Consider the following 26,379-nt stretch of genomic DNA (forward strand, 5'->3'; position numbering starts at 1 on the left):
GTCGGCAGTGGCCCTGTAGGCAAACTATCGCTCTGCGCCACGCTGGCGTCCTGCCCGATCGTCGGGCAACTCTGTCCGATCGTCCGGAGAATGCACGTTCGAAGGCGACACGCTCACAATCAGGAAGCCCCAGCCGCACGGAAAACCACCATGGACGCCCTGTCCCAAACCCTGCGCGTCGTCCGCCTGGTCGGTGCGATTTTCATCAATGCCAGGTTCACGGCGCCCTGGTGCTACCAGTCGCCCAGTGCCGACACCGCTGCCCCGTTTCTGGAGCCCGGCGCCGAGCGGGTGGTGATCTTTCACTTGATCACCGAAGGCGAATGCTACGTCGAGATGGGCAACGCTCCGCCGCTGCGGCTGACCGCTGGCGATGTGGTGGTATTCCCTCAGGGCGACGCCCATCGCATGAGTTCGCAACCCGGGCTGACGCCGGTCGCCGGCAAGCGCCTGGACGTGGTGCTGGCGCGCCGTCCACGACAATTGAGCTACGGCGGTGGAGGCGCGGTGACGCGTCTGGTGTGCGGTTATCTGGCGTGCGATACGCGGTTGGCGGGCATGTTGCTGACCGGGTTGCCGGCCGTGGTCCGGGTCAATGTGCGTGGCTCGAATGCGGGTATCTGGCTGGAATCTTCCGTCCGTTATGCACTGGCCGAAGCACGCTCACCCAGGCCCGGCGGCGAAGGTGTGCTGGCGAAACTGGCCGAGGTGCTGTTCATCGAAGTGCTGCGCCTGTACATGAACGAGCACGGTGAAGGCCGGACCGGATGGCTGGCGGGTGTGAGCGACCGGATTGTCGGTGCCGCCCTGAACGCATTGCACAAAAAACCCTGTCACGCCTGGACCCTGGATGAACTGGCGCGGACCGCCGGCACGTCCAGGTCGGTATTGGCGGAGCGCTTTGCGCAATTGGTGGGGAGTTCGCCGATGCAGTATTTGACGCAATGGCGGATGTTGCTCGCGGCCAACCTGTTACGCAGCAGTAACAGTTCGTTGATGCGGATTGCCGAAGAGGTGGGGTACCAGACCGACACGGCGTTCAGCCGGGCCTTTCGTCGAGAGTACGGAGCACCACCGGCAGCCTGGCGGCGCAATCAGGAGAAAAAACCAATGGCCCACGGCGCGCAGCCTGTGAGCCATTGATGTCGCGGGTTACGCGGAAGGTGCCTTGGCCTCTTCCAGCAGTTGCTGAATCATTTTCTCCTGGGTTTCGTAGGCGCCTTCACCGAAGTGGGTGTAACGCACCTGGCCCTTGGCGTCGATCAGGTAGTGAGCGGGCCAGTACTGGTTGTCGAAGGCGCGCCAGATCGCGTAGTTGTTGTCGATGGCCACCGGGTAGGTAATGCCGAGCTCTTTGACCTGATCCTTGACGTTGTCGATGATGCGCTCGTAACCGTATTCAGGGGTGTGGACGCCGACGACCACCAGGCCATCCTTCTCGTACTTCTTCGCCCAATCCTTCACGTACGGCAAGGTGCGCTGGCAGTTGATGCAGTCGTAGGTCCAGAAGTCCACCAACACCACTTTGCCTTTGAGCGAGTCATTGCTCAACGCTGGCGAGTTCAGCCATTGCACGGCACCGGACAGTGACGGCATAGGGCCTTGGGCGTTGTCCATGGAGTCGGCCTTGACCTTGCTGACGAAGTAATCGACGACTTTCGGCACGGTTTCCATCACGCCTTTTTCGAGGCTGCTGACGCCTTCGGACGAGGTGCTGGCCAACAGTGTCCGGTCGGCACCGGTGGAAATCACCGCCACGGTGGCCAGCACGGCAACACCGGCACCACGACGCAGCCAACCGGTGACCGGAATCGAGGCTTTCAAGCGATTGACCAGGCCGCGACCGGCGAAGAGCAAGGTGCCCAGCGACAACGCGCTACCCAGGCCGTACGCCAACAGCAACAGGCTGGTCTGGGCGTTGGCGCCTTGCAGCATGGCGCCGGTGAGAATTACGCCGAGGATCGGTCCGGCACACGGTGCCCAGAGCAGGCCGGTAGCGACGCCGATCATGACCGAACCCAGCGGGCCGGACATTTTGCGGGTGTCGGGGTCGAGGCGATTGCCCAGCGCCACGAAGGGACGGGCCATCCAGTCACCGACACGGGCGGAAATCAGCGACAGGGCAAACAACCCCATCACGAAGAGCGCGACGTGGCGACCGGTGTTGTTGGCTTGCACCACCCATTCGCTGCTGACCACGGCCAGGCTCGAGATCAGGGCGAAGGTCAGGACCATGCCGCCAAGGGTGAGCAGGATCGAGGAACGTGTGCGTTTGACACCGGCGAACAGAAACGGCACGACCGGGAGGATGCAGGGACTGAGGACGGTCAATATGCCGCCCAGGAAAGCGATGAGAAACATGGTAATCACCTTGAAAATAGAGAGTGACGACACACCACCCATCCCCTGTGGGAGCGGGCTTGCTCGCGAAGAGGCCAGTACATTCAAAATTAATGTCGACTGACACTCCGCTTTCGCGAGCAAGCCCGCTCCCACAGGGGATTGGCGGTGAGCTCAAAACAGTGTTCGGGCTTCAGGCCGTCTGGTTATCCAGCAAATGCCCTTGCGGCGTCCGGCTGGCGCCGTTCTCTGCAACCAGCTGACCCTGCGGCGTACGGCTTGCACCGTCCTCGGCCAGGAAGGCATGGCCGCCCTGCTCCGCCACCGGCGTCAGCTGGAAGCAGGTCGCGCTGCCGCAGCTTTTCTGTTCAACCGCGGCATTGGCATGGGCCGCCGCACCGGCTACGGAGAAAGCAACAGCGGTCAAATAGCGAGTGACGTTGTTCATGGTGTTCTTCCTGTTTCAAAGGGGATTGGCAATCGGTCAGCGAAGAACTCAGTTGTCCGCGTTGCAGCCGTCAGCAAACTTGCGGTAATCGAGCACCTGGGTGTGCTGCTGGGAATCCAGGTAGGTCAGCTGGGCATTCACAATCCCGCAGGAAGGCGCGGCGTCCTCTTTCAGCGACACTACTTTCTTGATGTCCAGGTGGGTGCCGTAGGTGTAGGTTTTGGCGCTGACATCGGCAGCTTCGGCGCGGGCCGACAAGGTGCAGATGTTCAGGGCGGCAAACAAACAAGCGGCGTAGATGGCTTTGGAGTTCATGGTGATTTCCTCAAGGCTTCAATGGGTAGATCGTTCAATTGAGAAGAGGCGGTGTGGGTTGCCTCGATGGAACCCATTAGAAGCTCGCGAGGTATCTCGTCTGTGTCGAAAACAGACCCGTGTAAATCGGTACGTATCAAAGCCGGCCCCTGATACAGAGCGATACAAAACCCCCGGAAAATCGTATTTTTGCGTTCGCGTGTATCCGCTGCCACGCCAGATACACTGCAATACAAAGGGCTGCGGGCGAGCAGGCAAAGGCTCGATAGACTGCGCAACATCCCCCATTGATAGAGGCTTGGCCCCATGGAACACGTCGATCACATTCTCATCGTGGACGATGACCGCGAGATCCGGGAACTGGTAGGCAACTACCTCAAGAAGAACGGCCTGCGCACCACGGTCGTCGCCGACGGACGTCAGATGCGCACCTTCCTTGAGTCCACGCCGGTGGACCTGATCGTGCTCGACATCATGATGCCGGGCGACGATGGCCTGATGCTCTGCCGCGAGTTGCGCGCCGGCAAACACAAGGCCACGCCGGTGCTTATGCTCACCGCCCGCAACGACGAAACCGACCGCATCATCGGCCTGGAAATGGGCGCCGACGATTACCTGGTCAAGCCATTCGCCGCCCGTGAATTGCTCGCACGGATCAACGCCGTACTGCGCCGCACGCGGATGCTGCCGCCGAACCTGGTAGTCACTGAAAGCGGTCGCCTGCTGGCGTTCGGCCGCTGGCGCCTCGACACCTCGGCCCGGCACTTGCTGGATGAAGACGGCACCATGGTCGCGCTCAGCGGCGCGGAATATCGGTTGCTGCGAGTATTCCTCGATCACCCTCAACGGGTGCTCAATCGTGACCAACTGCTGAATCTGACCCAGGGCCGCGACGCCGATCTGTTTGATCGCTCCATCGACTTGCTGGTCAGCCGTTTGCGCCAGCGCTTGCTGGACGATGCCCGCGAACCGGCCTATATCAAAACCGTGCGCAGTGAGGGCTACGTGTTTTCGCTGCCGGTGGACGTGCTCGGTGCGCCGTCATGAACCTGTCGCTTCGTTGGCCACGCACCCTCGCCTCACGGTTGTCGCTGATCTTCCTGGTCTGCCTGATCCTGGCGCAGGCGCTGTCCTTCGGCGCGCAGTATTACGAGCGTTACGAAAGCGCGAAAAACACCATGCTCGGCAACCTCGAAACCGACGTCTCGACCTCCATTGCCATCCTCGACCGCTTGCCGGCCGAAGAACGCATGAGCTGGCTGCAACAACTGAACCGTCGCAATTACAGTTATCTGCTCAATGAAGGGTCGCCGGGCACCCGCATGGAAGACATGCCCATCGCGATGACCTCGATCAAAGACGCCATCGGCAAGGATTACCCGATGACTGTGACCGACATTCCCGGCCCGCAAAAGCACTTCCAGGTCCACCTTAAACTCGCGGACGGCAGCCCCGTCACCATCGATGTGCGTCCGGCAATGGTGGCGCTGTCGCCGTGGTTACCCATCGTGTTGTTGGGTCAGTTGGCGCTGATGATCGCCTGCACCTGGCTGGCCGTCAGAATCGCTATCCGCCCCCTCACCCGCCTTGCCGAGGCGGTGGACAACCTTGATCCCAACGCCCACGCGGTGCACCTGGACGAAAAAGGCCCGACCGAAGTTGCCCACGCCGCCATCGCCTTCAATTCGATGCAGGCGCGCATCGCCGCGTACCTGAAGGAGCGCATGCAACTGCTGGCGGCGATTTCTCACGACCTGCAAACCCCGATCACCCGCATGAAACTGCGCGCCGAATTCATGGACGACTGCATCGAGAAAGACAAATTGTGGAGTGACCTCGGCGAGATGGAGCACTTGGTGCGCGAAGGCGTGGCGTATGCCCGCAGCGTGCACGGCGCCACCGAAGAAAGCCGCCGCACCGACCTGGATTCGTTCCTCGACAGCCTGGTGTTTGACTACCAGGACGTGGGCAAGGACGTGCAGCTCAGTGGCAAATGTGGCGCGGTAATCGACATCCGGCCGCATGCCTTGCGGCGGGTGCTGGTCAACCTGACGGATAACGCACTGAAGTTCGCCGGGGCCGCTGAACTGAAGGTGGAAGCGAAAAAAGACAGCCTGTCGGTGAAGGTCATGGATCGCGGGCCGGGCATTGCCGAAGAGGAACTGGCCCACGTGATGGAACCGTTTTATCGGGTAGAGAATTCGCGCAACCGCAGCACCGGCGGCACCGGTCTGGGGCTGGCGATTGCACAGCAATTGGCGTTGGCGCTCGGGGGATCGTTGACGTTGAGCAATCGTGAAGGCGGCGGGTTGTGTGCGGAGTTGAAGCTGCCGGTACGACCAGGCAGTCAGTAAACAGACCCAAAGGCCAAGGAAAGCCTTTATATTGTCGGCACCGTCGCGTCACACGCGGCGGTGGCGCACCCGATAGAAACCGACACTTATATGGATATTGGCGAATGGATGACAACAGAAGGCCCATCAAGACGCGCTCTGCGGGCTGGGCGAAACACATCACCGACCTCCTGGTGAAAAGAAACATCTCCCCCAATCAGATCTCCGTCGCCAGCATCGCCTTTGCGCTCGCCGGGGCGGTGGCATTGAATATTGATAACGGGCTCATCGGCTCGATCCTCTGCGCTGTCGGCATTCAATTGCGCCTGCTGTGCAACCTCTTCGACGGGATGGTAGCGATCGAGGGCGGCAAGAAATCCGACATCGGCAGCCTCTACAACGAATTCCCCGACCGCATTGCCGACAGCCTGCTGATCGTCGCGCTGGGGTATGCCATCGGCTACGCCGATCTTGGCTGGTTCGCGGCGCTGGCCGCGGCACTGACGGCGTATGTCAGGGTGTTCGGCGGCTCGATTGGCCTGAAGCAAAGCTTCATCGGCCCCATGGCCAAGCAGCATCGCATGGCCGTGATGACCGTGGCCCTTCTGTTGAATGCCGTCGAAGCCAGCGTTTATGCCACTCACTACGTGCTGTTGATCGCGCTGGTCGTCATCGCTGTCGGTTCAGCCGCGACCTGCGTCACGCGCACGCTGGCCATCTCGCGCCAGCTCAAGGGGAATGCTCATGTGGATCAGTAACGCGCTGATTTCTGTTCTTCGCTTCCTGATCGGCGTCACCGCCCGATGGGAAAGCCCGCCGGACCTGACACGCCAGCGCATCTATTTCGCCAATCACTCCAGTCACATGGACACCCTGGCGATCATCGCCGCCCTGCCACCGGAAGCCCGGGTGAACGTGAAACCGGTCGCCGCCGCTGATTACTGGGGGAAGAACAAATTTCTGTCGTACATCTCGCAGAAAGGCCTGAATGCGGTGCTGATCGAGCGCAATCCGGCGCCCGGCGTCAATGTGCTAGAGCCGATTTTCGATGTGGTGCGTGCCGGCCATTCGATCATCATCTTCCCGGAAGGCACGCGCGGCAGCGAGGCGTTGCCCGGCCCTTTCAAATCGGGTCTGTACCGCTTGGCCGAGACATTCCCCGAGGTCGACCTGGTGCCCATTTACCTGGAAAACCTGCATCGCTCCATGCCAAAAGGCAAACACGTCCCGCTGCCCATCATCTGCACGATCCGTATCGGCGACCCGTTGCCACGGATCAGTGGCGAGGAAAAACAGGTGTTTCTGGATCGGGCGCGTGAAGCGATTGTGAGGTTGGCGGAATGAATCTTGACCAAAAGTTCTTGTGGTTCTTCGGCGCCATTGCCGTCCTGTTGGCGATCGCTTCGATCATCGGCCGGATTCTGGCCAGGCGCGCTAAATCAGAAAGCTCGATGTCGACCATCGAAAACCTCAACCAGCGGGTGAATGCCTGGTGGGGCATGGTCATCATCTTCTTCGTGTCCTACCTGTTGGGCGGCAACGCGACGGTCATCCTGTTTGGTTTCATTTCACTGTTCGCGCTCCGGGAATTCATCACCCTGACGCCGACACGGCTTGGCGACCATAACGCGCTTTTCTCGGCGTTTTTCATTCTGATTCCGCTGCAATACGTGCTGATCGGCACCCACTGGTATTCGCTGTTCACCCTGTTGATTCCGGTGTACGCGTTCCTGCTGTTGCCGGCGATTGCGGTGCTGAGCCAGGACACCGACGCGTTCCTGGAACGGGCAGCCAAGATCCAGTGGGGGGTGATGATTTGCGTCTACTGCATCAGCCACGCACCCGCTCTGTTGCTGCTGGACCTGGAAGGCTTCAAGGGGCAGAACGCGCTGCTGCTGTTCTATCTCGTGTTCGTCGTGCAGTTGAGTGATGTGTTGCAGTACGTATTCGGCAAGCTCTTCGGCAAGCACAAGGTTGCACCGCTGGTGAGTCCGTCGAAAACGGTGGAAGGCTTGGTCGGTGGCGGTCTGTCCGCGACGCTGATTGGCGGGTGCATGTTCTGGATGACCCCGTTCAATTTCTGGCAGTCGCTGCTGATGTCGCTGGTGATCGTGGTGATGGGTTTTCTGGGTGGGTTGGTTATGTCCGCCATTAAACGCAGCCTGAGCGCGAAGGATTGGGGGACCATGATCAAGGGGCATGGCGGCATGCTGGATCGGATGGATTCGATTTGCTTTGCGGCGCCGATCTTCTTTCACCTGACGCGATATTTCTTCTCCGCCACATAAATATCCATTCACACCACTAAACCTGTGGGAGCGGGCTTGCTCGCGAAGGCGGTGTGTCAGTCGACAGTGATGTTGCCTGACACGACGCCTTCGCGAGCAAGCCCGCTCCCACAGGGTCAAGTGGTGTTTGGGGGGATTGCATTCGGTCAGGCAATTACGCCAACAACCCCTTCCCCGTGCATCTGCCGCAACAACGCCGCGCCACTGGCCATAAACTCAGGCGATCCAGCAGCCCCCGCCTCCATCGCCAGCCCTTCCAGCTGCGCCTGCCCGTCCAGCTCGGGAAATTCCTCGACCCGCTGCAACAACCGCCACGCCAACGCGCCCCTCCCATGTCAGATGCCTTAAGTAAGCGTGACTACCGGCCCCGACTAGACCTCCGCGAGTTCCTTTATGCGCGGTAGCAGCCATCAACAGCGCAAGGAAGCAACGGTTGAAAAGCGAATTCGAATAAGTCGACTTCGCACCTACCGTTCGTCGGAACTGTAATTTCTGACAGTTGATACCCCTCAACCAACAAGCAATTCTATTATCGACAAGAGTCAATCGCACCCCCTCTACACTGACATCTTACGCACTTGGTGAAAACAATGAGCAAAAAAATGGAAGTTGTTGCCTCAGCCCAAACCAGCTTTGGTATTTATAATTGGGAATCTAATGAAAAACTCTCCTTAACTCCTCCTCTCTATCAAAAGCTCCTTTTCCCCGAGGGTATTCAATATGAAATTATCGATGAATGGGGCATTGGCGTTGGTGGCGGCCTTCTGAGCACCAGCACTCGCAAGGACAAATATAATGCTCGAATCGGCTACATACCGATATCCCAAAGTATATTATTAGAAGCAACATCAACCAACTGCCAATTCGACTTAGCAAAACAGGGCGACCAAATCACTTACAGCTCTTCGACTCAAGATGGAACGATTAAATGCTCCTATGTCCTTTACGAGGACATCGTCGGCGCCGTAATGCTTATGATTAAAGACTCATCTTTAGAGCATCACGAACAAAAAAAAATCCCGGAAAGCCGACATAGCACGCACTATATAACTGAAAACGAATACGCGATTACAGAAGGAAAATACAGCAAAGGATCAAACTCAATAACAATCCAAAATACAGAAATGTTTTCATTCTTGCAGAATGTAAACTTGTATTTTCCCAACCCCATCTACCAGTTAATAGGAGGCACACTGACGGAGATCAGTAGCTTACCAATTGACAGCATGGGAAAGTTCGGAGGCTTTTTTTCATTAACCAACAATACTGCAAACCTCTACCCCGAGGGAACAACAGTAATTACAGTAGAAGATGGACTCTCCGAAGGTTCTGCGACTATTGAATTCAATCACAACCTTGAAACGAAAACAGTAAAAATTACCGTAATCTCACACACCAGCAAAGTATGCGACTTCAGAGACTTGCGCGAAGTCGGCTATGATTTTCCAAACACGCTGTGTTTCGCTTTGTAAAGCACCGCACACAACCAAAGAACCATATCTACTCTTCAAAAATCTACTGCATGCTTAGAGGCTAAACGAAATATTTAACAACATTAACTTTCCAGTTAATGTTGTTAAATGATCGTTCTCACTCGCGTGAAAACGAGTAACCCAGAACTTCTTCCTCCTGCATCTGCCGCAACAATGCCGCCCCACCCTCCATAAATTCTGGGGACCCAGCGGCCCCCGCTTCCACCGCCAGCCCTTCCAGCTGCGCCCGCCCGTCCAACTCAGGAAATTCCTCGATCCGCTGCAACAACCGCCACGCCAACGGGCTCAGCTCGGAAAATTTCACACTCCAGTCCTCGGCCCGACGCACCAACAATAAGGTGGGTTGAGGCGGTGCAATGTCCGGCTGATGATCCGGCCCCACCAGCTGCACCGGCCACGCATAGGCCAACGGCCAGGCCAGCGGCGACACCTGCAGCGGTCGCTCCAGGATCAACGCCACATCACTCGGCGCCAACGGCTCCGCCTCGGACTGCTGCAATGCCATTTCAACCCACTCGTAATGCGCCAGTTCCACCATGAACGGCGGCCACTCGCGCTCACCTAACGCCTGCGGTCCGGAGGCCAGGAACTCGACAAACTCCTGGGCGATTTCGCCGAATTTCGGGGTGCGCGCGCGGTAGTCGCGCAGAAAGATTCGCACCAGCGAACGCCAGTGCTCATCACCGAGAATCTTGATCAGCACCGGAAAGGTCCCGCTGAGCAACAACGACAGGTTGGAAAAAATCAGGTCGCGGTAAACCTGTGCCCGCGCCACATTCATCCCGGCCGGTGGCGCGCAGTGATCGGGATCGCGCAGGTACTGGCCCAGTGTGGATTGCTGGTGATGCAACGAGTGTTTAACCACGGTTCACCCCCTCAGCCTGCAAACGGCGAATAGTCTGCAATTCAGCCACCAGTTCGGAGAACGCCGGGAAGTTGAAATCCCGCTCCAGCAGCGTCGGTTGTGCGCCAAACCGGGCGTAAGCCTGGGCCAGCAACGACCACACCACTGGTTTCACCGACGCGCCATGGGTGTCGATTTTCAACGTATCGGACTCATCGAAGTGCCCGGCCACGTGCATCGCCACCACCCGGCCCGAATCGATGCCGGCCAGAAAGTCCTGCGGATCGAACCCATGGTTGATCGAGTTGACGTAGACGTTGTTGACGTCCAGCAACAGGTCGCAATCGGCTTCACGCAGGACCGCGTTGGTGAAGGTCACTTCGTCCATGTCCTGCTGGGGTGCGGCATAGTAGGACACGTTTTCCACCGCCAGGCGCCGACCGAGAATGTCCTGGGCCTGGCGAATTCGAGCGGCAACGTGATGCACCGCTTCTTCGGTAAACGGCAACGGCAACAGGTCGTAAAGATGACCGTCATCGCTGCAATAACTCAGGTGCTCGCTGTACAGCGGCACGTTGTAGTGATCGAGGAACCCCCGGACTTCCTGCAAAAACCCGACGTCCAGCGGCGCCGGTCCACCCAGCGACAGCGATAAGCCGTGGCAGGACAACGGAAAACGCTCGGCCAGGGCACGCAACGCATGACCGTGGGCACCGCCGATGCCGATCCAGTTTTCCGGGGCGACTTCCAGAAAATCGAAATCGCCGGTACGGGCGGCCTGGAGGTCTTTCATTAATCCGCGACGCAAGCCAAGCCCGACGGTCGCTTTCGCTGAGGTGATGGAGGTCTGCATGATGTCGATCTCGAAGGTTGCCAGTTCGGAATCACAGTTAACCCAAGCGGTGTATCGGGGCTGTGTTGCGCAGCGGCAGAAAATCGCAGCGCTTGTATCGCCAGCGGGTCTGTACACACTTCGGTACAGACCCTTTGGCAGGCGTTACGCCAGGTCGTATTTCTCGCGCACCAGATGACCGATGCCGATGCGATCGAGCACGTCCATCGGGCACAGGAAGGTCACGCGGACGGTGCCCGGCAAGCGACTGATATCGATCGAGCCGGTGATGGTCGCTCGGTTGAGCACTTCGTCATACGGCAGGCCGGTGACCGAAGCGGCGCGTTTCAAACCGTTCTCGACGGCGACGTTGAGGTTCTCGCCGCTGCCGATAAAGGTGATGGGACCGCTCTGCTCGATGTCGTGCTGCCCCCAACGCTCACCCAGTTCGCGGACTTTCTGCCGCTGTTCGGCATTCATCGGCCGCGCCATGGGCGGCAGATCGTCGAGGTTTTGCAGGAGGATCGGCCCTTCCAGCGTCAGGTTTTTCACCACTTGCACCACCACTTCGGTTTCCCCGGAGCAATCGGTGGCGTGCCCGGCGATTTCGCCGTTGCCCTGCTGGGCGTGCATGTCGCCCATGTACACACCGGCTCCCGGCACTTTCACCGGGCAGATCAGCACGCAGCCTTCACGGATCGAGTTGGTGTCCATGTGGCCGTCAGTCTTGGCCGCGTGCAGCTCTTCGCGGGTCATGCCGAAACGGTGAGGCGCGTTGATCAGGTATTGGCCGAAATCGGCGCAGTTGTGCGAATCGGGCAAGTCACGGGACGGCGTGGTACCGATGTTGCCGAGGAACGGGCGCATGTGCGCGGCAACGCCGGGAATGTCGGCGCGGGCCAGGGACAGGATCGAGTGCTGGGCGGCGAATTCCGGCAGGGCTGACATTTGCGAGGCATTGCCGGCCAATCGGTTGGCGACGTCCTGATTGACGGTCAGGCTGACCTGGTTCTGCGCATCGAACACGATCACGTAGCCATGGCTGAAGCGAAACGCGCTGACTTCGGCGCCGCAGTTGTTACAACGAATCGACTCCTCGCCAATGCCTTCGACATGACTGGCCGGGTGGTCGGTGCCGCACTTGGAGCAGAACTTGGCGACGAACGGGTCGCCGTTGTATCGCCCCTCCACGAAGCTCATCACCCCGGACGAGGTCGCCAGCGAAGTGACGCGCATACTTTTGATTTTGATCGCTACGGCGTCGCCGACTTCGGCTCCGGTGATGGCCACCGGTTGCGTCACTTCGTGGCCCCCCTCAAAGGCCGGCGTGATCATCGGACCCCAGCAGCCCGGCGGCGTGCCGGTGATCAGGGTGCCGCCATCGGCCAGAGGTCCGAGCATCGGTTGGCTGGGGCCGATGAGGCCGTTGGTGTACTGATCGACTCGCAGGTGGTTGACGGCAGTGGGTTTCAGGTCGGTTTCAGGCAGGAGCGTGGTCATTATTGTCCCCTTGGCGGAGTCACGAGCGAAGACGGCCGCCTGGTGCGACGACCCTAAAAGTGCCTCGACAGCCCCGGTATCCGGGCACTGGACAGCCTTTACAGTTCATCGCAGGTTTGTATCTGGTCTGTGTTCGGCAGTGCCGCGGTATTGAGGGGAACTGTATCGGGACGGCGGTTGGATACAGTGCGATACACACCGCAAATCCCTGTGGGAGCGGGCTTGCCCGCGATAGCGGTGTGTCAGGCAACAAATATGCTTGATGTGCCGGCCTCATCGCGGGCAAGCCCGCTCCCACAGGGTTCCGCGTCAAACCAGAGATCGCATACACATGTGGGCTTTCGTCGCTCCAGGCCGCGGCGCACGGGGCTCGGACTAAACTTAATGCACGCAGGACGTGCAGAGCGTCCTGTTCATTCCCACGACCACCGCCCAGGGTGAACGCCTCGAAAAGCAAGGCCTCTGGACCGTGATCCTGCTGAAGGAGCACACGTGATGGACGAGGCCAGACTCAATGATTTCATGGGCAAACTGGTGAACGACATGGGCGGCGCGGCGATGCTTGCCAACGTCATCCTCGGCGAAGAGCTTGGCCTGTACCGGGCCATGGCCGACAGTCAGCCGATCACCCCCGAAGCACTCGCCGACAAGACCGGCTGCAATCCCCGCCTGTTGCGCGAATGGCTCAGCGCCCACGCCGCTTCCGGTTACATGGAGCACGAGAGCGGCCAGTTCCGCCTGCCCGAAGAGCAAGCGCTGGCATTGGCCATCGAAGATTCGCCGGTTTACATCGCAGGCGGTATCGGGGTGGTCGCGTCGTTTTTCCATGACAAGGACAAACTGGTCAACGCCATGCGCGGCAACGGCGCCCTGGCCTGGGGCGATCACCATCCGTGCATGTTCAGCGGCACGGAGCGGTTCTTCCGGCCCGGTTACAAGGCGCACCTGATCGCCGAGTGGCTGCCCGCCCTCGACGGCGTGGTCGCCAAATTGCAGTCCGGCGCCAAAGTGGCGGACATCGGCTGCGGTCACGGTGCATCAACGGTGATCATGGCCCAGGCGTTCCCGGACTCACGGTTCGTCGGTTTCGACTACCACGCACCGTCCGTCACCGTCGCCACCCAACGCGCCGAAGAAGGCGGCGTTTCCGGCCGCGCGCGGTTCTTCCAGGGCACCGCGAAAAGCTTCCCCGGCGACGACTATGACCTGGTCTGCTATTTCGACTGCCTGCACGACATGGGCGACCCGGTGGGTGCGGCAAAACACGCGTATGAGGCGCTGAAACCGGACGGCACGGTGCTGCTGGTGGAACCGTTCGCCAACGACTCGCTCGACGATAACGTCACCCCGGTTGGGCGGCTGTTCTACGCCGCGTCGACCTTCATTTGCACCCCGAACTCGCTGTCTCAGGAAGTCGGCCTCGGGCTCGGCGCTCAGGCGGGTGAGGCACGGTTGCGCAAGGTCTTTACCGAAGCCGGATTCAAGAGTTTCCGGCGGGCGACGGAAACGCCGTTCAACCTGATTCTGGAGGCGCGTAAGTAATCCCTGGACCTGTGGCGCATGGCTTGCGGGTGATGGCGTTTTTGAAATCGCCTTCGCCGGCAAGCCGCGCTCCTACAGGGTGATCGGCAATGCTACTCTGCAGACACTCAAGGCCTTGCGGAGTGTTGAACATGCTCGACGAACAAATCGACCGACTCCAGCGATTGATGGCCGAGCAGCCATTCATGGTGCTGACCGGCGCCGGCATCAGCACCCCGTCGGGCATTCCGGACTACCGCGACAATCAGGGCGTGCGGCGCGGCCGGCAACCGATGATGTATCAGGAGTTCCTGTCGGCCCCGGAATCACGGCGCCGTTACTGGGCGCGGGCGATGCTCGGCTGGCCGCGTGTGCGCCAGGCTCAGCCGAACGTGGCCCACGAAGCCCTGGCCAGTTTGCAAAGCAGCCAGCAGATCAGCGGGCTGATCACCCAGAACGTCGACACCCTGCACGATCAGGCCGGCAGCCATGATGTGATCGAACTTCACGGCAGCCTGCACCGGGTACTGTGCCTGGACTGCGGACAGCGCAGCGAGCGGGATTCGATTCAGCAACTGATGGAAGCGCAGAATCCCTATCTGGCCGGGGTCGATGCGGTGCAGGCACCGGATGGCGACACGTTGCTGGATCCGGCGTTCGAGGCGCGGTTCCAGGTGCCGCATTGTCCGCATTGCGCGGGTGAAAGGATGAAGCCGGACGTGGTGTTTTTTGGCGAGAATGTGGCGCAGGTGACGGCGGCCAAGGCCATGGCGGCAGTGGAACAGGCTGCAGGGTTGTTGGTGGTGGGGTCTTCGTTGATGGCGTACTCGGCGTTTCGCTTGTGCCGGGTGGTGGCGGATCAGGGAAAGCCGTTGATGGCGATCAATCTGGGCAAGACCCGGGCAGATGACCTCCTGGATATGAAGATTGAGGCATCGTGCGAACAGCTGTTGCCCTTGCTGGCTCAGCGCCTGACCACTTAATGACTGACGAAACCCAATCCCTGTGGGAGCGAGCCTGCTCGCGATGAGGCCAGCACCTTCAACATTGATGTCGCCTGATACACCGCCATCGCGAGCAGGCTCGCTCCCACAGGGGATTGTGATCAGGGCATGGACACTTGTTGGCCCAGGTTCTCGGCTTTCAGGATATCGAACAACGCCTGCGCCGCCGCCGACAGCTCCACCCCAGGCTTGGTCAGCACCCCGATCGCCCGTTCCACCACCGGGTCGCGCAAGGTAATGCACCGCGCACCCAATTCGCGCATCTGCCCGGCGCACAACGCCGGCACGGCGCTCACGCCCAATCCGCTGGCGACCATGCGCCCGACCGTCGCCAACTGATGGCTTTCAAATTCCACCGGCAACTTCATCCCCCGGGCCTGCAAGTGTTCTTCCAGCATCACCCGAACCGTCGAGGGGCGCTGCAAGGTAATGAACGGTTCCTTGAGCAAAGTCTGCCAATCAATGTCTTGCCGTTCGGCCAACGGCGAATCGTCCGGCACCACGGCAACAAAACGGTCCATATACAACGGCGTGAACTCCAGGGATGAACTCTGGCTCGGCTCAAACGCCACCCCCAGTTCCACCTGTCGGTCGCGCACCATTTCCAGCACTTGCTCGTTGATCACGTCGTTCACCGTGACGTTGACCTTGGGATACCGGGCGCGAAAGGTCTTGAGGATCGGCGGCAGCAGATTGCCGGCAAACGATGGCATCGCCGCCAGGGTCACGCGTCCGCGCTGCAGGGTGAAACGCTGGCGCAGTTCATCCTCGGCGTTGTCCCAGTCGGCAATCAGCCGGCGCGCCAGCGGCACCAGGGATTCGCCTTCTGCCGTCAACGCCACATTGCGCGTGTTGCGGGTGAATAACCGGCCGCCCAGCCCCTCTTCCAGGGCCTTGATCGTCAGGCTCAAGGCCGATTGCGACAGGTGCAACCGCTCGCAGGCCACGGCGAAACTCAGGCTCTGGGCGACGGCCAGGAATGCGCGGATCTGCTTGACTGTCATGACCGCTGGCTCCAACGTAGTACAGATGACTGATTAGTGAGTTTTATCTATCAATCAACCTTAAAAATCAACTTAACAAATAAATCCTCCAGCGAGACACTCCTACCCCATACGGCTAGCCAGCCGCCCACAAAGAATAAAAGAGGTGCATATGGCAGGTTTCGACAAGCGCGTGAGTTCCTATGAAGAAGCTCTGGCAGGTCTTGAAGACGGCATGACCGTGATCGCCGGCGGCTTCGGCCTGTGCGGGATCCCGGAAAACCTGATCGCCGAGATCAAGCGCAAAGGCACCCGCGACCTCACCGTAGTTTCCAACAACTGTGGCGTCGACGGTTTCGGCCTTGGCGTTCTGCTGGTAGACCGGCAGATCCGCAAGGTGGTGGCCTCCTACGTCGGCGAGAACAAACTGTTCGAAGACCAATTGCTGAAAGGCGAAATCGAAGTCGTCCTGACCCCGCAAGGCACCCTGGCCGAAAAAATGCGCGCAGGCGGTGCCGGCATCCCGGCCTTCTTCACCGCCACCGGCGTCGGCACGCCCGTTGCCGATGGCAAGGAAGTGCGTGAATTCCATGGCCGCAAGTACCTGATGGAAGAATCCATCACCGGTGACTTCGCCATCGTCAAAGGCTGGAAAGCCGACCACTTCGGCAACGTCATCTATCGCCACACCGCCCAGAACTTCAACCCGCTGGCCGCCACCGCCGGCAAGATCACCGTGGTCGAAGTCGAAGAAATCGTCGAACCCGGCGAGCTGGACCCGTCGCAGATCCACACCCCTGGCATCTACGTCGACCGGGTCATTTGCGGCACGTTCGAGAAGCGCATCGAACAGCGCACCGTGCGTAAGTGATCCCCAGCCCCCGGACCTGAAGGAAGAATAACAATGGCACTTTCCCGCGAACAAATGGCTCAACGCGTCGCCCGCGAAATGCAGGACGGCTTTTACGTGAACCTGGGCATCGGCATTCCGACCCTGGTTGCCAACTACATTCCTGAAGGCATGGAAGTCATGCTGCAGTCGGAAAACGGCCTGCTCGGCATGGGTCCTTTTCCTACTGAAGAAACCATCGATGCCGACATGATCAACGCCGGCAAACAAACGGTGACCGCGCGTATCGGCGCTTCGATCTTTTCCTCGGCCGAGTCCTTCGCGATGATTCGCGGGGGTCATGTCGACCTGACCGTGCTGGGTGCTTTCGAAGTCGACGTGGAAGGCAACATCGCCTCGTGGATGATCCCCGGCAAACTGGTCAAGGGCATGGGCGGCGCGATGGACCTGGTGGCCGGCGCAGACAACATCATCGTCATCATGACCCACGCGTCCAAGGACGGTGAGTCCAAGCTTCTGTCCAAATGCAGCCTGCCGCTGACCGGCGCCGGATGCATCAAGCGTGTGCTGACCGACCTGGCTTATCTTGAAATCGAAAACGGCGCGTTCATTCTCAAAGAACGTGCGCCGGGCGTCAGCGTCGAAGAGATTGTCGCCAAGACCGCCGGTAAACTGATCGTGCCGGATCACGTTCCGGAAATGCAGTTCGCTGCTCAGTGAGGAATCATTCCATGCAAGACGTCGTTATTGTTGCCGCCACCCGTACCGCCATTGGCAGTTTCCAGGGGGCCTTGGCGAGCGTTTCCGCCGTTGATCTCGGTGCTGCGGTGATCCGTCAGTTGCTGGCGCAAACCGGTCTGGACGTAGCTGAAGTCGATGAAGTGATTATGGGCCAGGTGTTGACCGCCGGCGCCGGGCAAAACCCTGCGCGCCAGTCCGCGATCAAGGCCGGCCTGCCCTTCACCGTGCCTGCGATGACCCTGAACAAGGTCTGTGGTTCGGGCCTGAAAGCGCTGCACCTGGCCACTCAGGCGATTCGCTGCGGCGATGCCGACGTGATCATTGCCGGCGGCCAGGAAAACATGAGCCTGTCCAATTACGTTATGCCGGGCGCTCGCACCGGTCTGCGCATGGGTCACGCGCAAATCGTCGATACCATGATCAGCGACGGCCTGTGGGATGCGTTCAACGATTACCACATGGGCATTACCGCCGAGAACCTGGCCGAGAAGTACAGCCTGACTCGCGAGCAACAAGACGCCTTCGCCGCGGCCTCCCAGCAGAAAGCCACGGCCGCCATCGAAGCCGGGCGTTTTGCCGACGAGATCACGCCGATCCTGATTCCACAGCGCAAGGGCGATCCGGTCGCCTTTCAGGTTGACGAGCAGCCACGGGCCGGCACCACCGCCGACTCCCTGGGCAAACTGAAATCGGCCTTCAAGAAGGACGGTTCGGTGACGGCCGGCAACGCCTCGTCCCTGAACGACGGCGCCGCCGCCGTGATCCTGATGAGCGCTGAAAAAGCCAAGGCCCTGGGCCTGCCCGTGCTGGCGAAAATCGCCGCTTACGCCAACGCGGGCGTCGATCCGGCGATCATGGGCATCGGCCCGGTCTCGGCGACGCGTCGCTGCCTGAGCAAGGCCGGCTGGTCGATCGACCAACTGGACCTGATTGAAGCCAACGAAGCCTTCGCCGCGCAATCCCTGGCGGTGGCCAAGGACCTGGAATGGGACTTGAACAAGGTCAACGTCAACGGCGGCGCCATCGCCCTCGGTCACCCGATTGGTGCATCGGGCTGCCGTGTGCTGGTGACCTTGCTGCACGAAATGATCAAGCGTGACGCCAAGAAAGGCCTCGCCACCTTGTGCATCGGTGGTGGTCAGGGCGTGGCTTTGGCGATCGAACGGGCGTAAAGCGTTCAACAGACTGCGCGGGGACCCACGAAGAGCCGCGCGGTCTGGTAACACCCCCGGTGCGACTCACGTCGCACCGGGTCCCAAACAAAGCCGCTCCTACAGGGGGTGTTGCGTTGTGTCAGGGGAATTTAACCAGGTTCAGCGTAGGCAACGGTCCACCCGGAAACTGCGCCAGTCGCGCGCCGACACTCAACTCCCCAAGATCAATCCCGAAGAAGCCCAATCGCTCGGTCAACCCGATCACTTGAGCGTTCGCCTCGGCGTCATCGCCCGAAACAAACAGCACCCGCTGCCCGCCCTCCGCTGCCGGATCGCTTTCCAGCAACCGCGCCGCCAGATGATTGAACGCCTTCACCACCCGCGCCCCGGGCACCCATTCGGCAAACACTTCGCTGGACGTACGCCCCTGCAAATCCACGGCTTTGAACGACGGCGCCTCGATCGAGTTGTTGGCGTCGATGACGATCCGCCCGTCAAAATCCGGCAGGCCCGCCAATGCCGTCGGCAATTTCGACCAGTTGACGGCGACCAGCACAATGGCTTGTGCGGCCGCTTCTTCACGGGTTCCTGCACGAGCCGTTGGCCCGAGTTCTTCCACCAGCGAAGCCAGTGTTTCTGGCCCACGGCTGTTGGCGATAACGATCTCAATGCCTTTGCGTGAAAGCGCTCGGGCAAAGGCTGAGCCAATGGCGCCGGCGCCGATGATTCCAATTTTGATCATGAATGGTTCACTCCGAGGGGTTGTCGTTGGAGTGAATACTGAGCTTGCCATTAGGACTTTATTAGACGGTAATGCCTTGAATCATCTTCAAGCATTGCTATCAGGTGCCAGCCATGGAAACCCTTGCCAACCTTGAGTCGTTTGTCCGCAGCGCCGAGACCGGCAGCTTTTCTGCCGCGGCCCGCTTGCTGGCGCTGACGCCCGCCGCCGTCAGTCGAAATGTGGCGATACTCGAACGAAACATCGGTGTGCGGCTGTTCCAGCGCTCGACCCGAAAACTGTCGCTGACCGAGGCTGGCGAGCGTTTTGTGGCGAGCATCGGCGGCAACCTGCAAGCATTACAGTCGGCGATCAGCGCGATGAGCAGCGATCAGGGCGAGCCGGCCGGGGTACTCAAAGTCAGCCTGGCGCCGACGTTTGGCATCGATCATGTGCTACCGCTGTTGCCGGAGTTCCTCAAGCGTTACCCGCTGATCAAACCGGAATGGCACTTCGAAAACCGTCAGGTGGAACTGATTGCCGAGGGCTATGACGCGGCCATCGGCGGTGGTTTCGAGTTGACGCCCGGGGTCATCTCCCGAACCTTGGCGGCGGCGCATGTCGTGGCAGTGGCATCACCGGCCTATATGGCGGGACGCACGCCGCCCGACAGTCCGCCGGACTTGCACCGATTGAACGGCATCGTGATGCGCGGCACCCGCACCGGACGGATTCGGCAGTGGGTCATGCAGGATGGTGCGGGCAATGAGGCGCAGGCGATTTTGACCGAGAACATCGTGCTCAACGACCCGGCCGCCATGCGTGAGGCGGCGATCCTCGGCCTGGGCGTGTCGCTGCTGGTGTTGCCGGACGTCGCGGCGAATATCCAGCGCGGCGAACTGCTGCGCCTGCTGCCCGAGTGGCACGCCGACGCTGGGCCGATCTCGTTGTACTACCCGAGCCGGACGTTGATGCCGGCCAAGACCCGGGTGTTTATTGATTTTGTGGTTGAAGCGTTTCAGAAGTAGACCGCGTTATCGTTCATCGCGGGCAAGCCCGCTCCCACAGTGGATTTGTGTCGTACATCAAACCTGTGGGAGCGGGCTTGCCCGCGATGAGGCCAACCCAGTCACCCGAGAAACTGGAAGATCAACCAGCTATTCGCCCCACTGATCACCACAAACAACCCCCACGCCAACACCCGCGTCGGCCAGCGGTTCACAAACGGCCCCATCAGCTTGTGATCGTTGGTCATGCGAATCAGCGGATACAACGCGAACGGCAACTGCAGACTCAACACCACCTGACTCAACACCAGCAACTTGCCAATCGCGTTATCACCCATCAACCAGACCCCGATGAACGCCGGGATCAACGCCAGCCCGCGCGTAATCAGCCGCCGTTGCCAGCAAGGGAGCCGCAGGTTCAGATAGCCCTCCATGATCACCTGCCCGGCGATGGTTCCGGTAAAGGTCGAACTCTGCCCCGAAGCCAGCAACGCCACCCCGAACAACACGCTGGCCAAGGCGCCGCCCACCAGCGGATCGAGCAAGTGATAGGCGTCCTGGATGTCCACCACATCGGTGTGCCCGCTCTTGTGAAACGCCGCTGCGGCGAGGATCAGGATCGCCGCATTGACCAGCAGCGCCAGCGCCAGGGAGCCAATGGTGTCGATGCGCGCCAGTTTGACCGCGTCCTGCTTGCTGGCCAGGTCCTTGCCGATCATTCGGGTCTGCACGATCGAGGTGTGCAGGTACAAGTTATGCGGCATCACCGTGGCCCCGAGGATGCCGATGGCCAGGTACAGCGGCGCGGCATCGCCGATGGCTGACAGGGACGGTGTAAAACCACGGGCCACGTCCGGCCAGTACGGTTTGATCAGCAGCAACTCGACGAAGAAGCACACGCCGATGGTGCTCACCAGCACCAGCATGATCGCCTCCAGCCGGCGGAAACCACGGTTTTGCAGGGCCAATACCAATAGCGTGTCAAACGCGGTCAGCGCGATGCCGACGGTCAGCGAACAGCCCAGCAGCAGATGGAACGCCAGGGCACAACCGAGTACTTCCGCCAGGTCAGTGGCGATGATCGAGATTTCCGCCAGCACCCATTGGGTCCGCGCGGTCCGCGTGCTGTAGCGCTCCCGGGACAGTTGCGCCAGGTCACGACCCGTGGCGATGCCCAGGCGCGAACACAAACATTGCACCACCATCCCCGCCAGACTCGCCAGCAGCACCACGAACAACAGGCTGTAACCGAACCGCGAACCCGCCTCGATGGCGGTCGCCCAATTGCCCGGGTCCATGTAACCGATGGACACCAGTAAGCCTGGACCGGCAAAGCGCAGCATGCGCTTGAAGAATGAGGCGCTCGGGTCAACGGCAACGCTGCCCGCCACTTCCGGCGGGCAAAACGGCGCAGTGCCGACTTTGGGCAAACTGAATTTCACGCAAACATCCGTCGACAGGTGGAAAAGCGCAGCTTAGACGTTTCAGCCTGTGCGCCCAAGGGCAAAAATGCCCGGGTATCAGGCGCCGTGTCGGCGGAAGAACAACGTCACCTGGCCTAACTCAATGCCGAACTTGGTCATGGCGGAGCGATTGGCCATGGTGTTTGCGTCCAGCAAGTACATCCAGTCATCGAAATGCACCTGGTAGACCTTGTCGTCCACCGGCAGGCTGAGTTCATAGCGCCAGTGCAAAGCGTTGCCGGCCACCTCACCGCGGGACTCGCCGACCACATCGCCGGCCGTGCCGCGCCAACGGCCTGGACCGTCAGGGTACAACGTCCAGACGCGGGTCTGTTTCGTGCCGTCGCTGTAGGTAAAGGCTTCATGCATGATCAGGTTCTGGCCGTCCATTCGACTGTTGATCAGCACATGAAAGCGTTTGATCACCTCGCCCGAGCGTTTCTGGAACATCCCCCAGCCATCCACTCGCCCGACGAAGAACCCAGGCAGATCGAGTTTGGGGGTTTGCTCGCTGTAACGCTGCACATCAACGCTGCAACCGGCCGGGCAGACGAACAACACCAGCAGCAGTTTCTTCAGCATGTCATGCACCTCAAGGAGTAGCGCTGCCCAGCAACTGCTGGCGCAACTCGGGATTACGCGTACGTGGGTCGAGCCAGATAGCGAAAAAGGCCCGAGCGAATTGCGGGTCTTTCACTTCGTGTTGCGGCTGCTGGCCGACATAGAACCGCGCGCCCTGCCCCGGCAAATAAATGCCAGTAATGCGGGTGCCGGCTTTTACATCGACGAACGACTGTTGCATCTGCACCTTCCAGCGCTCGAGCTGCTCGGTGCTGACCGAGGCGCCGGACAATCGCTTGATTTCATTGACACTGGCCTGCACCAGATCATCGCGGGAAATGCTGCGTTGATAGATCAGTTCCAGGGCAAACGGCTGGTCCAGCGCCAATGGCCGTGCCGCACTCCAGAGCCGGGCGTTATAGACATCAAACCCGAACACCCGAAACTCGCCGGCGCCGATGATCTGCGCGCCGGGCAATGCCTCCTGCCAATTGGCCAGGGCCTGGGTGCCTAACAATCCCAGCAACAACACACTGTGGTGCAGGCGAAATCGGGGTCTGTTCATCGCGTTCTATTCACCGTGGGCATCTGCTAAAAACTTATACGCAAAGTATCTATTTGTACAATTATTTGGCCGCACGCTTTGTATACAAACCCCCTTCATTTCTAGAGCAATCCAACGTCCGCGATGCTAACGTTGGCGCCTCACTCAGGTCGGAGACACGTGCGTGCTGATGCTTAAACTGCTGGTGATCCCAGGCTTTCTCTTGTTGATTTCCCTCGCGGGCAAACGCTGGGGCCCAAGCGTGGCCGGTTGGCTGTCGGGTTTACCGGTGGTGGTCGGGCCGATTCTGTTCTTCCTCGCCATCGAGCAAGGCGAAGTGTTCGCCGCGCAGTCAGCGACGGCAGCGTTGTCGGCCATGTTCGCGATGATCGCCTTCTGCGTGACCTACGCCCAGGTCGCTCAACGGGCGGGATGGCCATGGGCGTTGATGATTTCACTGTCGGTCTGGGCCGCCGTGGCCGTGGTGCTGTCGCTGATCCCACCCTCGCTGGTGTTCTCGGTGATCGCGGCCGCCACCGCGCTGCTGGCGGCGCCGTTCCTGTTTCCCAGCGTGCAGCCCATCGTCTCCGGCCCGGCGCCGAAGTCCGACAAACTGCTGCTGCGCATGATTGCCGGCGCCCTGCTCACCCTCGCCGTCACGCTGCTCGCCAGCACCGTCGGCGAAGGCTGGAGCGGTCTGCTCGCAGTGTTCCCGGTGCTCGGCAGCGTGATGGCGGTGTTTTCCCAGCAAACTCGTGGCCCGGCGTTTACGGCCGCGCTGCTGCGGGCGACGGCAACCGGCATGTATTCGTTTGCGGCGTTTTGCCTGGTGTTGGCGCTGGCGTTGCCCGAGATGGGCATGAGCGCCTTTGCGCTGGGGGTTGCGGTGTCCGTGGGAATGCTGGGCATCACCCGGCGCTTGCTGGCGCGACCGGCCAACCCGACGACCGAGGCTGGACGAGCCGCGATCAAACGCTAAGCTCCTTCACATCCCGAGGGCCAGGATGTCGCCCGCTACGTGCTGAAGGAACAGACATGAGTCTCACAACGTCGCTCGTCCGTACTCCTCATTCAGCCACCGCCGTTGGCGTCATCGCGATATTTCTCTGGTCCTGCCTCGCGCTGTTGACCACCCTCACCGAAGGCATTCCACCCTTTGAACTGCTGACGTTGAGCTTTGGCATCGCGTTTGCGGCGAGCCTGGTGATACTGGGTCGACGCGGACTCGCCGGCTTCAGCAGTTGGCGACAACCCTGGGCGGTATGGGTGACCGGCTTCGTGGGCATTTTCGTTTATCACGCGCTGTATTTTTTCGCGCTCAAAGTCGCCCCGGCCGCCGAGGCCAGCCTGATCAATTACCTGTGGCCGCTGTTGCTGGTGCTGCTCTCGGCGTTCTCGGCCGGGGAAAAGCTGCACAAACGGCAAATGCTCGGCGCGCTGCTGGGCCTGGCCGGCACCGCGTTCATCATGCAACAACATGGCCCGGAGACTGGCGCATCGATGCCCATTGCCGGATATCTCGCGGCCTTCGGCTGTGCGGTGATCTGGGCCGGTTACTCGGTGGTCAACCGACAGTTCAACGACGTACCCAGCAGCATCATCGGCGGGATCTGCGGCATGTCGGCCGTGTCCGGCCTGATCTGTCACCTGGCCTTCGAAACCACGGTGCAGCCTGATCTCGGCCAATGGGCCGCGATTGTGGTGCTCGGCCTCGGGCCGGTGGGAATGGCATTTTTTGCCTGGGACCACGCCACCAAACACGGCAGTCTGGCAACGCTGGGAGCGCTTTCCTATCTCGCACCATTGATTTCGACGTTGTTACTGATCGCCGTGGGACGCAGCCATGCCGGTCCGATCCTGATCGTCCCCGCCGTGCTGATTATCGCCGGGGCGGTGATTGCCACGTCGCGAACAAGCGATAAGGCCCCCGCAACGCGTTCGATTGTTCCGAACGAGTAGAGCAACAACCTCGCGCGTCAATCGAACGGGTTTGCTACAGAACCAGGCCTGACACTGCTGTGCTACGAATCGTATTCCATGGGATGATTGCGGCGAATGCGCGATCATCCCTGGAGTTTTCGAATGTCATTGTTGAGTAAAAAAGCCGTTGTCCTGTTACTGACGGCGGCCGCCAGCCTGGGGGCTTTGAATGCCTATGCCGCCAAGGCCACTGCCAGCGACAAAGCGCCTGCACAAGTCGTCTCGATGCTCGGCGGCAAGTTCAAGTTCACCCTGCCCAAGGGCTTCATCGCCAACCCGTTGCCCGCCGGCGACGCGGCGACCGGTACCGCCGGGGCCACGGGCACCATGTACACCAATGAGGCCACCAAAACCGTGGTGATCGCCGCTGAAAACACCATTCCCGGTGGCGCCAACGTCAAGGACAACGACGGTCCGTTCCTCGACTCCGCCGCGGCCGATTTCGCCACCGAACAAGCCAAGGCACTGCCGGACTTCACCAAGCTCAGCGAAAAAAGCCTGACCCAGAAAGGCACCGGCCTGGGGCTGAGGCAGATCGACAGCACCGCCACCCAGGGCGGTGGCAAAACCCTCGACACCACGCTGATGGCCGCGTCCAACACGCGCATGGCGATCGTTCAGGTGATTTCCCGCCTCAGCGACAATGGCGGTCACGAGACGCTGGTCAAACAGATCGTCACCGGCAAATAAGCTTCAAGGGTTAAGACGCTGTAACCAGGCGCTCAAATCCTGCATCTCGGTGGCGCTGATGCTGTGACCGACGCCCGGGTAGGCATGAAACTCAGGCTTGAGTGACAGGCTCTGTAACAGGCTGTTGGCGTCGGTGCCGTCGATGTAGGGCAGGCGTTTGTCTGCCGTGCCGTGACCGATAAAGATCGCCAGTTTCCGGCGTTTTTCATCCGGTTTGAGTTCGGACCTGAGCACCGGCAGAATCCGCCCGCTCAGCGCCGCGATCCCGCCCACAGCCTCGGGATGACGCAACGCCACCTCGTAGGACATGATCGCGCCCTGGCTGAAACCGACCAGGAACACCTTGTCGGGTTCGGTGTGATATTTCTTCGCCGCCTGTGCGATGAACTCCAGCAACACCTGGCCGCTGGCCTTCAGATCATCGGTTTCACCGTTGTAGGCCCCGCTGCCCTTCTCGCGAAACCACTTGTAACTGCCCTCCTCCATCACCATCGGCGCCCGCACCGACAGGTAGTTGTACTGCGTCGGCAATTCATTCTTGATGTCGAACAGATCCTCCTCGTTACTGCCGTAACCGTGGAGGAAAATCACTAGGGGCTGGTGGCGGGATTCGGGGTTGGCCTGCTCAAGATATTTGAGCGGCAGATCGGTGTGCAGCGGGGTTTCAGCGTGGACGTTGGCCGAGGCCAGCAATGTCAGCAGAGCGAGAAACTTCAACATAAACCTTCCTTCACAGAGCGCAGGATTCGGGGGGAGCCTAACACTGT

General features: G+C 60.3%; 28 protein-coding genes and 1 pseudogene. 16 read left to right on the forward strand and 13 right to left on the reverse strand.

Annotation, left to right across the window (positions count from 1 at the left end; all coding sequences use genetic code 11):
* Positions 1-150: 150 nt before the first annotated feature.
* The gene (locus ACA053_RS17725) at positions 151-1,143 is read left to right on the forward strand and encodes an AraC family transcriptional regulator (protein ID WP_109632775.1); all 993 of its coding nucleotides are present in this window, start codon (positions 151-153) and stop codon (positions 1,141-1,143) included.
* Between the two features lie 9 nt (positions 1,144-1,152).
* Here ACA053_RS17725 and ACA053_RS17730 read toward each other — a convergent pair whose 3' ends face one another.
* The 3 genes from ACA053_RS17730 to ACA053_RS17740 all read right to left on the reverse strand — a co-directional run bounded on the left by ACA053_RS17730 (position 1,153) and on the right by ACA053_RS17740 (position 3,103).
* On the reverse strand, positions 1,153-2,361 hold the full coding sequence (locus tag ACA053_RS17730; RefSeq protein ID WP_497312052.1) for a cytochrome c biogenesis protein DipZ: 1,209 nt from the start codon (positions 2,359-2,361) through the stop codon (positions 1,153-1,155).
* A 172-nt stretch (positions 2,362-2,533) separates the two neighbouring features.
* Positions 2,534-2,788, reverse strand: a complete 255-nt coding sequence (locus ACA053_RS17735) for a hypothetical protein (RefSeq protein ID WP_497312054.1) — start codon at positions 2,786-2,788, stop codon at positions 2,534-2,536.
* Between the two features lie 48 nt (positions 2,789-2,836).
* The gene (locus tag ACA053_RS17740) at positions 2,837-3,103 is read right to left on the reverse strand and encodes a DUF2790 domain-containing protein (RefSeq protein WP_497393271.1); all 267 of its coding nucleotides are present in this window, start codon (positions 3,101-3,103) and stop codon (positions 2,837-2,839) included.
* A gap of 306 nt (positions 3,104-3,409) precedes the next feature.
* Here ACA053_RS17740 and ACA053_RS17745 point away from each other — a divergent pair, with 306 nt between their 5' ends.
* The 5 genes from ACA053_RS17745 to ACA053_RS17765 all read left to right on the forward strand — a co-directional run bounded on the left by ACA053_RS17745 (position 3,410) and on the right by ACA053_RS17765 (position 7,724).
* Positions 3,410-4,150, forward strand: coding sequence for a response regulator (locus tag ACA053_RS17745; protein WP_109632782.1), 741 nt, complete (start codon positions 3,410-3,412; stop codon positions 4,148-4,150).
* The gene (locus tag ACA053_RS17750; RefSeq protein WP_109632784.1) at positions 4,147-5,457 is read left to right on the forward strand and encodes an ATP-binding protein; all 1,311 of its coding nucleotides are present in this window, start codon (positions 4,147-4,149) and stop codon (positions 5,455-5,457) included. Before ACA053_RS17745 ends, ACA053_RS17750 begins: the two co-directional genes overlap by 4 nt.
* A 104-nt stretch (positions 5,458-5,561) precedes the next feature.
* Complete coding sequence (locus tag ACA053_RS17755) at positions 5,562-6,194, forward strand: CDP-alcohol phosphatidyltransferase family protein (RefSeq protein WP_497312056.1); 633 nt, start codon at positions 5,562-5,564, stop codon at positions 6,192-6,194.
* Entirely contained in the window at positions 6,181-6,780 is a 600-nt protein-coding gene (locus ACA053_RS17760; RefSeq protein ID WP_497393272.1) for a lysophospholipid acyltransferase family protein, read from the forward strand. Before ACA053_RS17755 ends, ACA053_RS17760 begins: the two co-directional genes overlap by 14 nt.
* On the forward strand, positions 6,777-7,724 hold the full coding sequence (locus ACA053_RS17765; RefSeq protein ID WP_497393274.1) for a phosphatidate cytidylyltransferase: 948 nt from the start codon (positions 6,777-6,779) through the stop codon (positions 7,722-7,724). The genes ACA053_RS17760 and ACA053_RS17765 overlap by 4 nt, the downstream gene beginning before the upstream one ends.
* 146 nt (positions 7,725-7,870) lie before the next feature.
* Here ACA053_RS17765 and ACA053_RS17770 read toward each other — a convergent pair.
* Positions 7,871-8,044, reverse strand: a pseudogene (locus tag ACA053_RS17770) (HvfC family RiPP maturation protein); the annotation flags it as partial.
* Between the two features lie 282 nt (positions 8,045-8,326).
* Here ACA053_RS17770 and ACA053_RS17775 point away from each other — a divergent pair.
* Positions 8,327-9,196: a hypothetical protein gene (locus ACA053_RS17775; protein WP_497393276.1), complete on the forward strand. Its 870-nt coding sequence runs from the start codon at positions 8,327-8,329 to the stop codon at positions 9,194-9,196.
* A 118-nt stretch (positions 9,197-9,314) separates the two neighbouring features.
* Here the strand turns inward: ACA053_RS17775 and ACA053_RS17780 are convergent, their stop codons facing one another.
* The 3 genes from ACA053_RS17780 to ACA053_RS17790 all read right to left on the reverse strand — a co-directional run bounded on the left by ACA053_RS17780 (position 9,315) and on the right by ACA053_RS17790 (position 12,393).
* Positions 9,315-10,082 (reverse strand): HvfC family RiPP maturation protein, encoded by a 768-nt coding sequence (locus tag ACA053_RS17780; RefSeq protein ID WP_497393277.1) that lies wholly within the window; start codon positions 10,080-10,082, stop codon positions 9,315-9,317.
* Complete coding sequence (locus ACA053_RS17785; RefSeq protein ID WP_497393278.1) at positions 10,075-10,914, reverse strand: HvfB family MNIO-type RiPP peptide maturase; 840 nt, start codon at positions 10,912-10,914, stop codon at positions 10,075-10,077. Before ACA053_RS17785 ends, ACA053_RS17780 begins: the two co-directional genes overlap by 8 nt.
* Positions 10,915-11,058: 144 nt before the next feature.
* A complete protein-coding gene (locus tag ACA053_RS17790) occupies positions 11,059-12,393 on the reverse strand; it encodes an acetamidase/formamidase family protein (RefSeq protein WP_497393279.1) in 1,335 nt (444 codons plus the stop codon).
* Between the two features lie 495 nt (positions 12,394-12,888).
* On the opposite strand from ACA053_RS17790, the gene ACA053_RS17795 reads away from it, so the two are divergent.
* Together ACA053_RS17795 and ACA053_RS17800 are read left to right on the forward strand one after the other, a co-directional pair.
* The gene (locus tag ACA053_RS17795) at positions 12,889-13,935 is read left to right on the forward strand and encodes a class I SAM-dependent methyltransferase (RefSeq protein ID WP_497312067.1); all 1,047 of its coding nucleotides are present in this window, start codon (positions 12,889-12,891) and stop codon (positions 13,933-13,935) included.
* Between the two features lie 131 nt (positions 13,936-14,066).
* A complete protein-coding gene (locus tag ACA053_RS17800) occupies positions 14,067-14,897 on the forward strand; it encodes an NAD-dependent protein deacetylase (protein ID WP_109632800.1) in 831 nt (276 codons plus the stop codon).
* Between the two features lie 122 nt (positions 14,898-15,019).
* Here ACA053_RS17800 and ACA053_RS17805 read toward each other — a convergent pair whose 3' ends face one another.
* Positions 15,020-15,922 (reverse strand): LysR family transcriptional regulator, encoded by a 903-nt coding sequence (locus ACA053_RS17805; protein ID WP_497312071.1) that lies wholly within the window; start codon positions 15,920-15,922, stop codon positions 15,020-15,022.
* Between the two features lie 151 nt (positions 15,923-16,073).
* Between ACA053_RS17805 and ACA053_RS17810 the strand changes: the two genes are divergently transcribed.
* The 3 genes from ACA053_RS17810 to ACA053_RS17820 are packed head-to-tail and all read left to right on the forward strand — an operon-like array spanning position 16,074 to position 18,664.
* On the forward strand, positions 16,074-16,772 hold the full coding sequence (locus tag ACA053_RS17810; protein WP_497312073.1) for a CoA transferase subunit A: 699 nt from the start codon (positions 16,074-16,076) through the stop codon (positions 16,770-16,772).
* A gap of 33 nt (positions 16,773-16,805) precedes the next feature.
* On the forward strand, positions 16,806-17,471 hold the full coding sequence (locus ACA053_RS17815) for a CoA transferase subunit B (RefSeq protein WP_054051104.1): 666 nt from the start codon (positions 16,806-16,808) through the stop codon (positions 17,469-17,471).
* Between the two features lie 11 nt (positions 17,472-17,482).
* On the forward strand, positions 17,483-18,664 hold the full coding sequence (locus ACA053_RS17820; RefSeq protein WP_497393280.1) for an acetyl-CoA C-acetyltransferase: 1,182 nt from the start codon (positions 17,483-17,485) through the stop codon (positions 18,662-18,664).
* Positions 18,665-18,785: 121 nt separating this feature from the next.
* Here the strand turns inward: ACA053_RS17820 and ACA053_RS17825 are convergent, their stop codons facing one another.
* Positions 18,786-19,388 carry an NADPH-dependent F420 reductase gene (locus ACA053_RS17825; protein WP_497393281.1) on the reverse strand — a complete coding sequence of 201 codons (603 nt, stop codon included), beginning with the start codon at positions 19,386-19,388 and terminating at the stop codon, positions 18,786-18,788.
* Between the two features lie 113 nt (positions 19,389-19,501).
* Between ACA053_RS17825 and ACA053_RS17830 the strand changes: the two genes are divergently transcribed.
* Positions 19,502-20,395, forward strand: a complete 894-nt coding sequence (locus ACA053_RS17830; RefSeq protein ID WP_497393282.1) for a LysR family transcriptional regulator — start codon at positions 19,502-19,504, stop codon at positions 20,393-20,395.
* A gap of 101 nt (positions 20,396-20,496) precedes the next feature.
* Here ACA053_RS17830 and ACA053_RS17835 read toward each other — a convergent pair whose 3' ends face one another.
* From ACA053_RS17835 to ACA053_RS17845, 3 genes are all read right to left on the reverse strand, one after another.
* Positions 20,497-21,816, reverse strand: a complete 1,320-nt coding sequence (locus tag ACA053_RS17835) for an Nramp family divalent metal transporter (protein WP_497312081.1) — start codon at positions 21,814-21,816, stop codon at positions 20,497-20,499.
* A gap of 78 nt (positions 21,817-21,894) precedes the next feature.
* Complete coding sequence (locus ACA053_RS17840; protein ID WP_497393283.1) at positions 21,895-22,419, reverse strand: DUF3833 domain-containing protein; 525 nt, start codon at positions 22,417-22,419, stop codon at positions 21,895-21,897.
* Positions 22,420-22,429: 10 nt separating this feature from the next.
* The gene (locus ACA053_RS17845; protein WP_497393284.1) at positions 22,430-22,963 is read right to left on the reverse strand and encodes a chalcone isomerase family protein; all 534 of its coding nucleotides are present in this window, start codon (positions 22,961-22,963) and stop codon (positions 22,430-22,432) included.
* Between the two features lie 163 nt (positions 22,964-23,126).
* On the opposite strand from ACA053_RS17845, the gene ACA053_RS17850 reads away from it, so the two are divergent.
* From ACA053_RS17850 to ACA053_RS17860, 3 genes are all read left to right on the forward strand, one after another.
* Positions 23,127-23,921 (forward strand): hypothetical protein, encoded by a 795-nt coding sequence (locus ACA053_RS17850; RefSeq protein ID WP_109632816.1) that lies wholly within the window; start codon positions 23,127-23,129, stop codon positions 23,919-23,921.
* Between the two features lie 56 nt (positions 23,922-23,977).
* Positions 23,978-24,901, forward strand: coding sequence for an aromatic amino acid exporter YddG (gene yddG / locus ACA053_RS17855; RefSeq protein ID WP_497393285.1), 924 nt, complete (start codon positions 23,978-23,980; stop codon positions 24,899-24,901).
* A gap of 123 nt (positions 24,902-25,024) precedes the next feature.
* The gene (locus ACA053_RS17860; protein WP_497312089.1) at positions 25,025-25,612 is read left to right on the forward strand and encodes a hypothetical protein; all 588 of its coding nucleotides are present in this window, start codon (positions 25,025-25,027) and stop codon (positions 25,610-25,612) included.
* Between the two features lie 3 nt (positions 25,613-25,615).
* On the opposite strand, the gene ACA053_RS17865 is transcribed toward ACA053_RS17860, so the two are convergent.
* Positions 25,616-26,332, reverse strand: coding sequence for an alpha/beta hydrolase (locus ACA053_RS17865; RefSeq protein WP_497393286.1), 717 nt, complete (start codon positions 26,330-26,332; stop codon positions 25,616-25,618).
* Positions 26,333-26,379: the final 47 nt, after the last annotated feature.

This window comes from Pseudomonas sp. LBUM1672 (genome assembly GCF_059695655.1).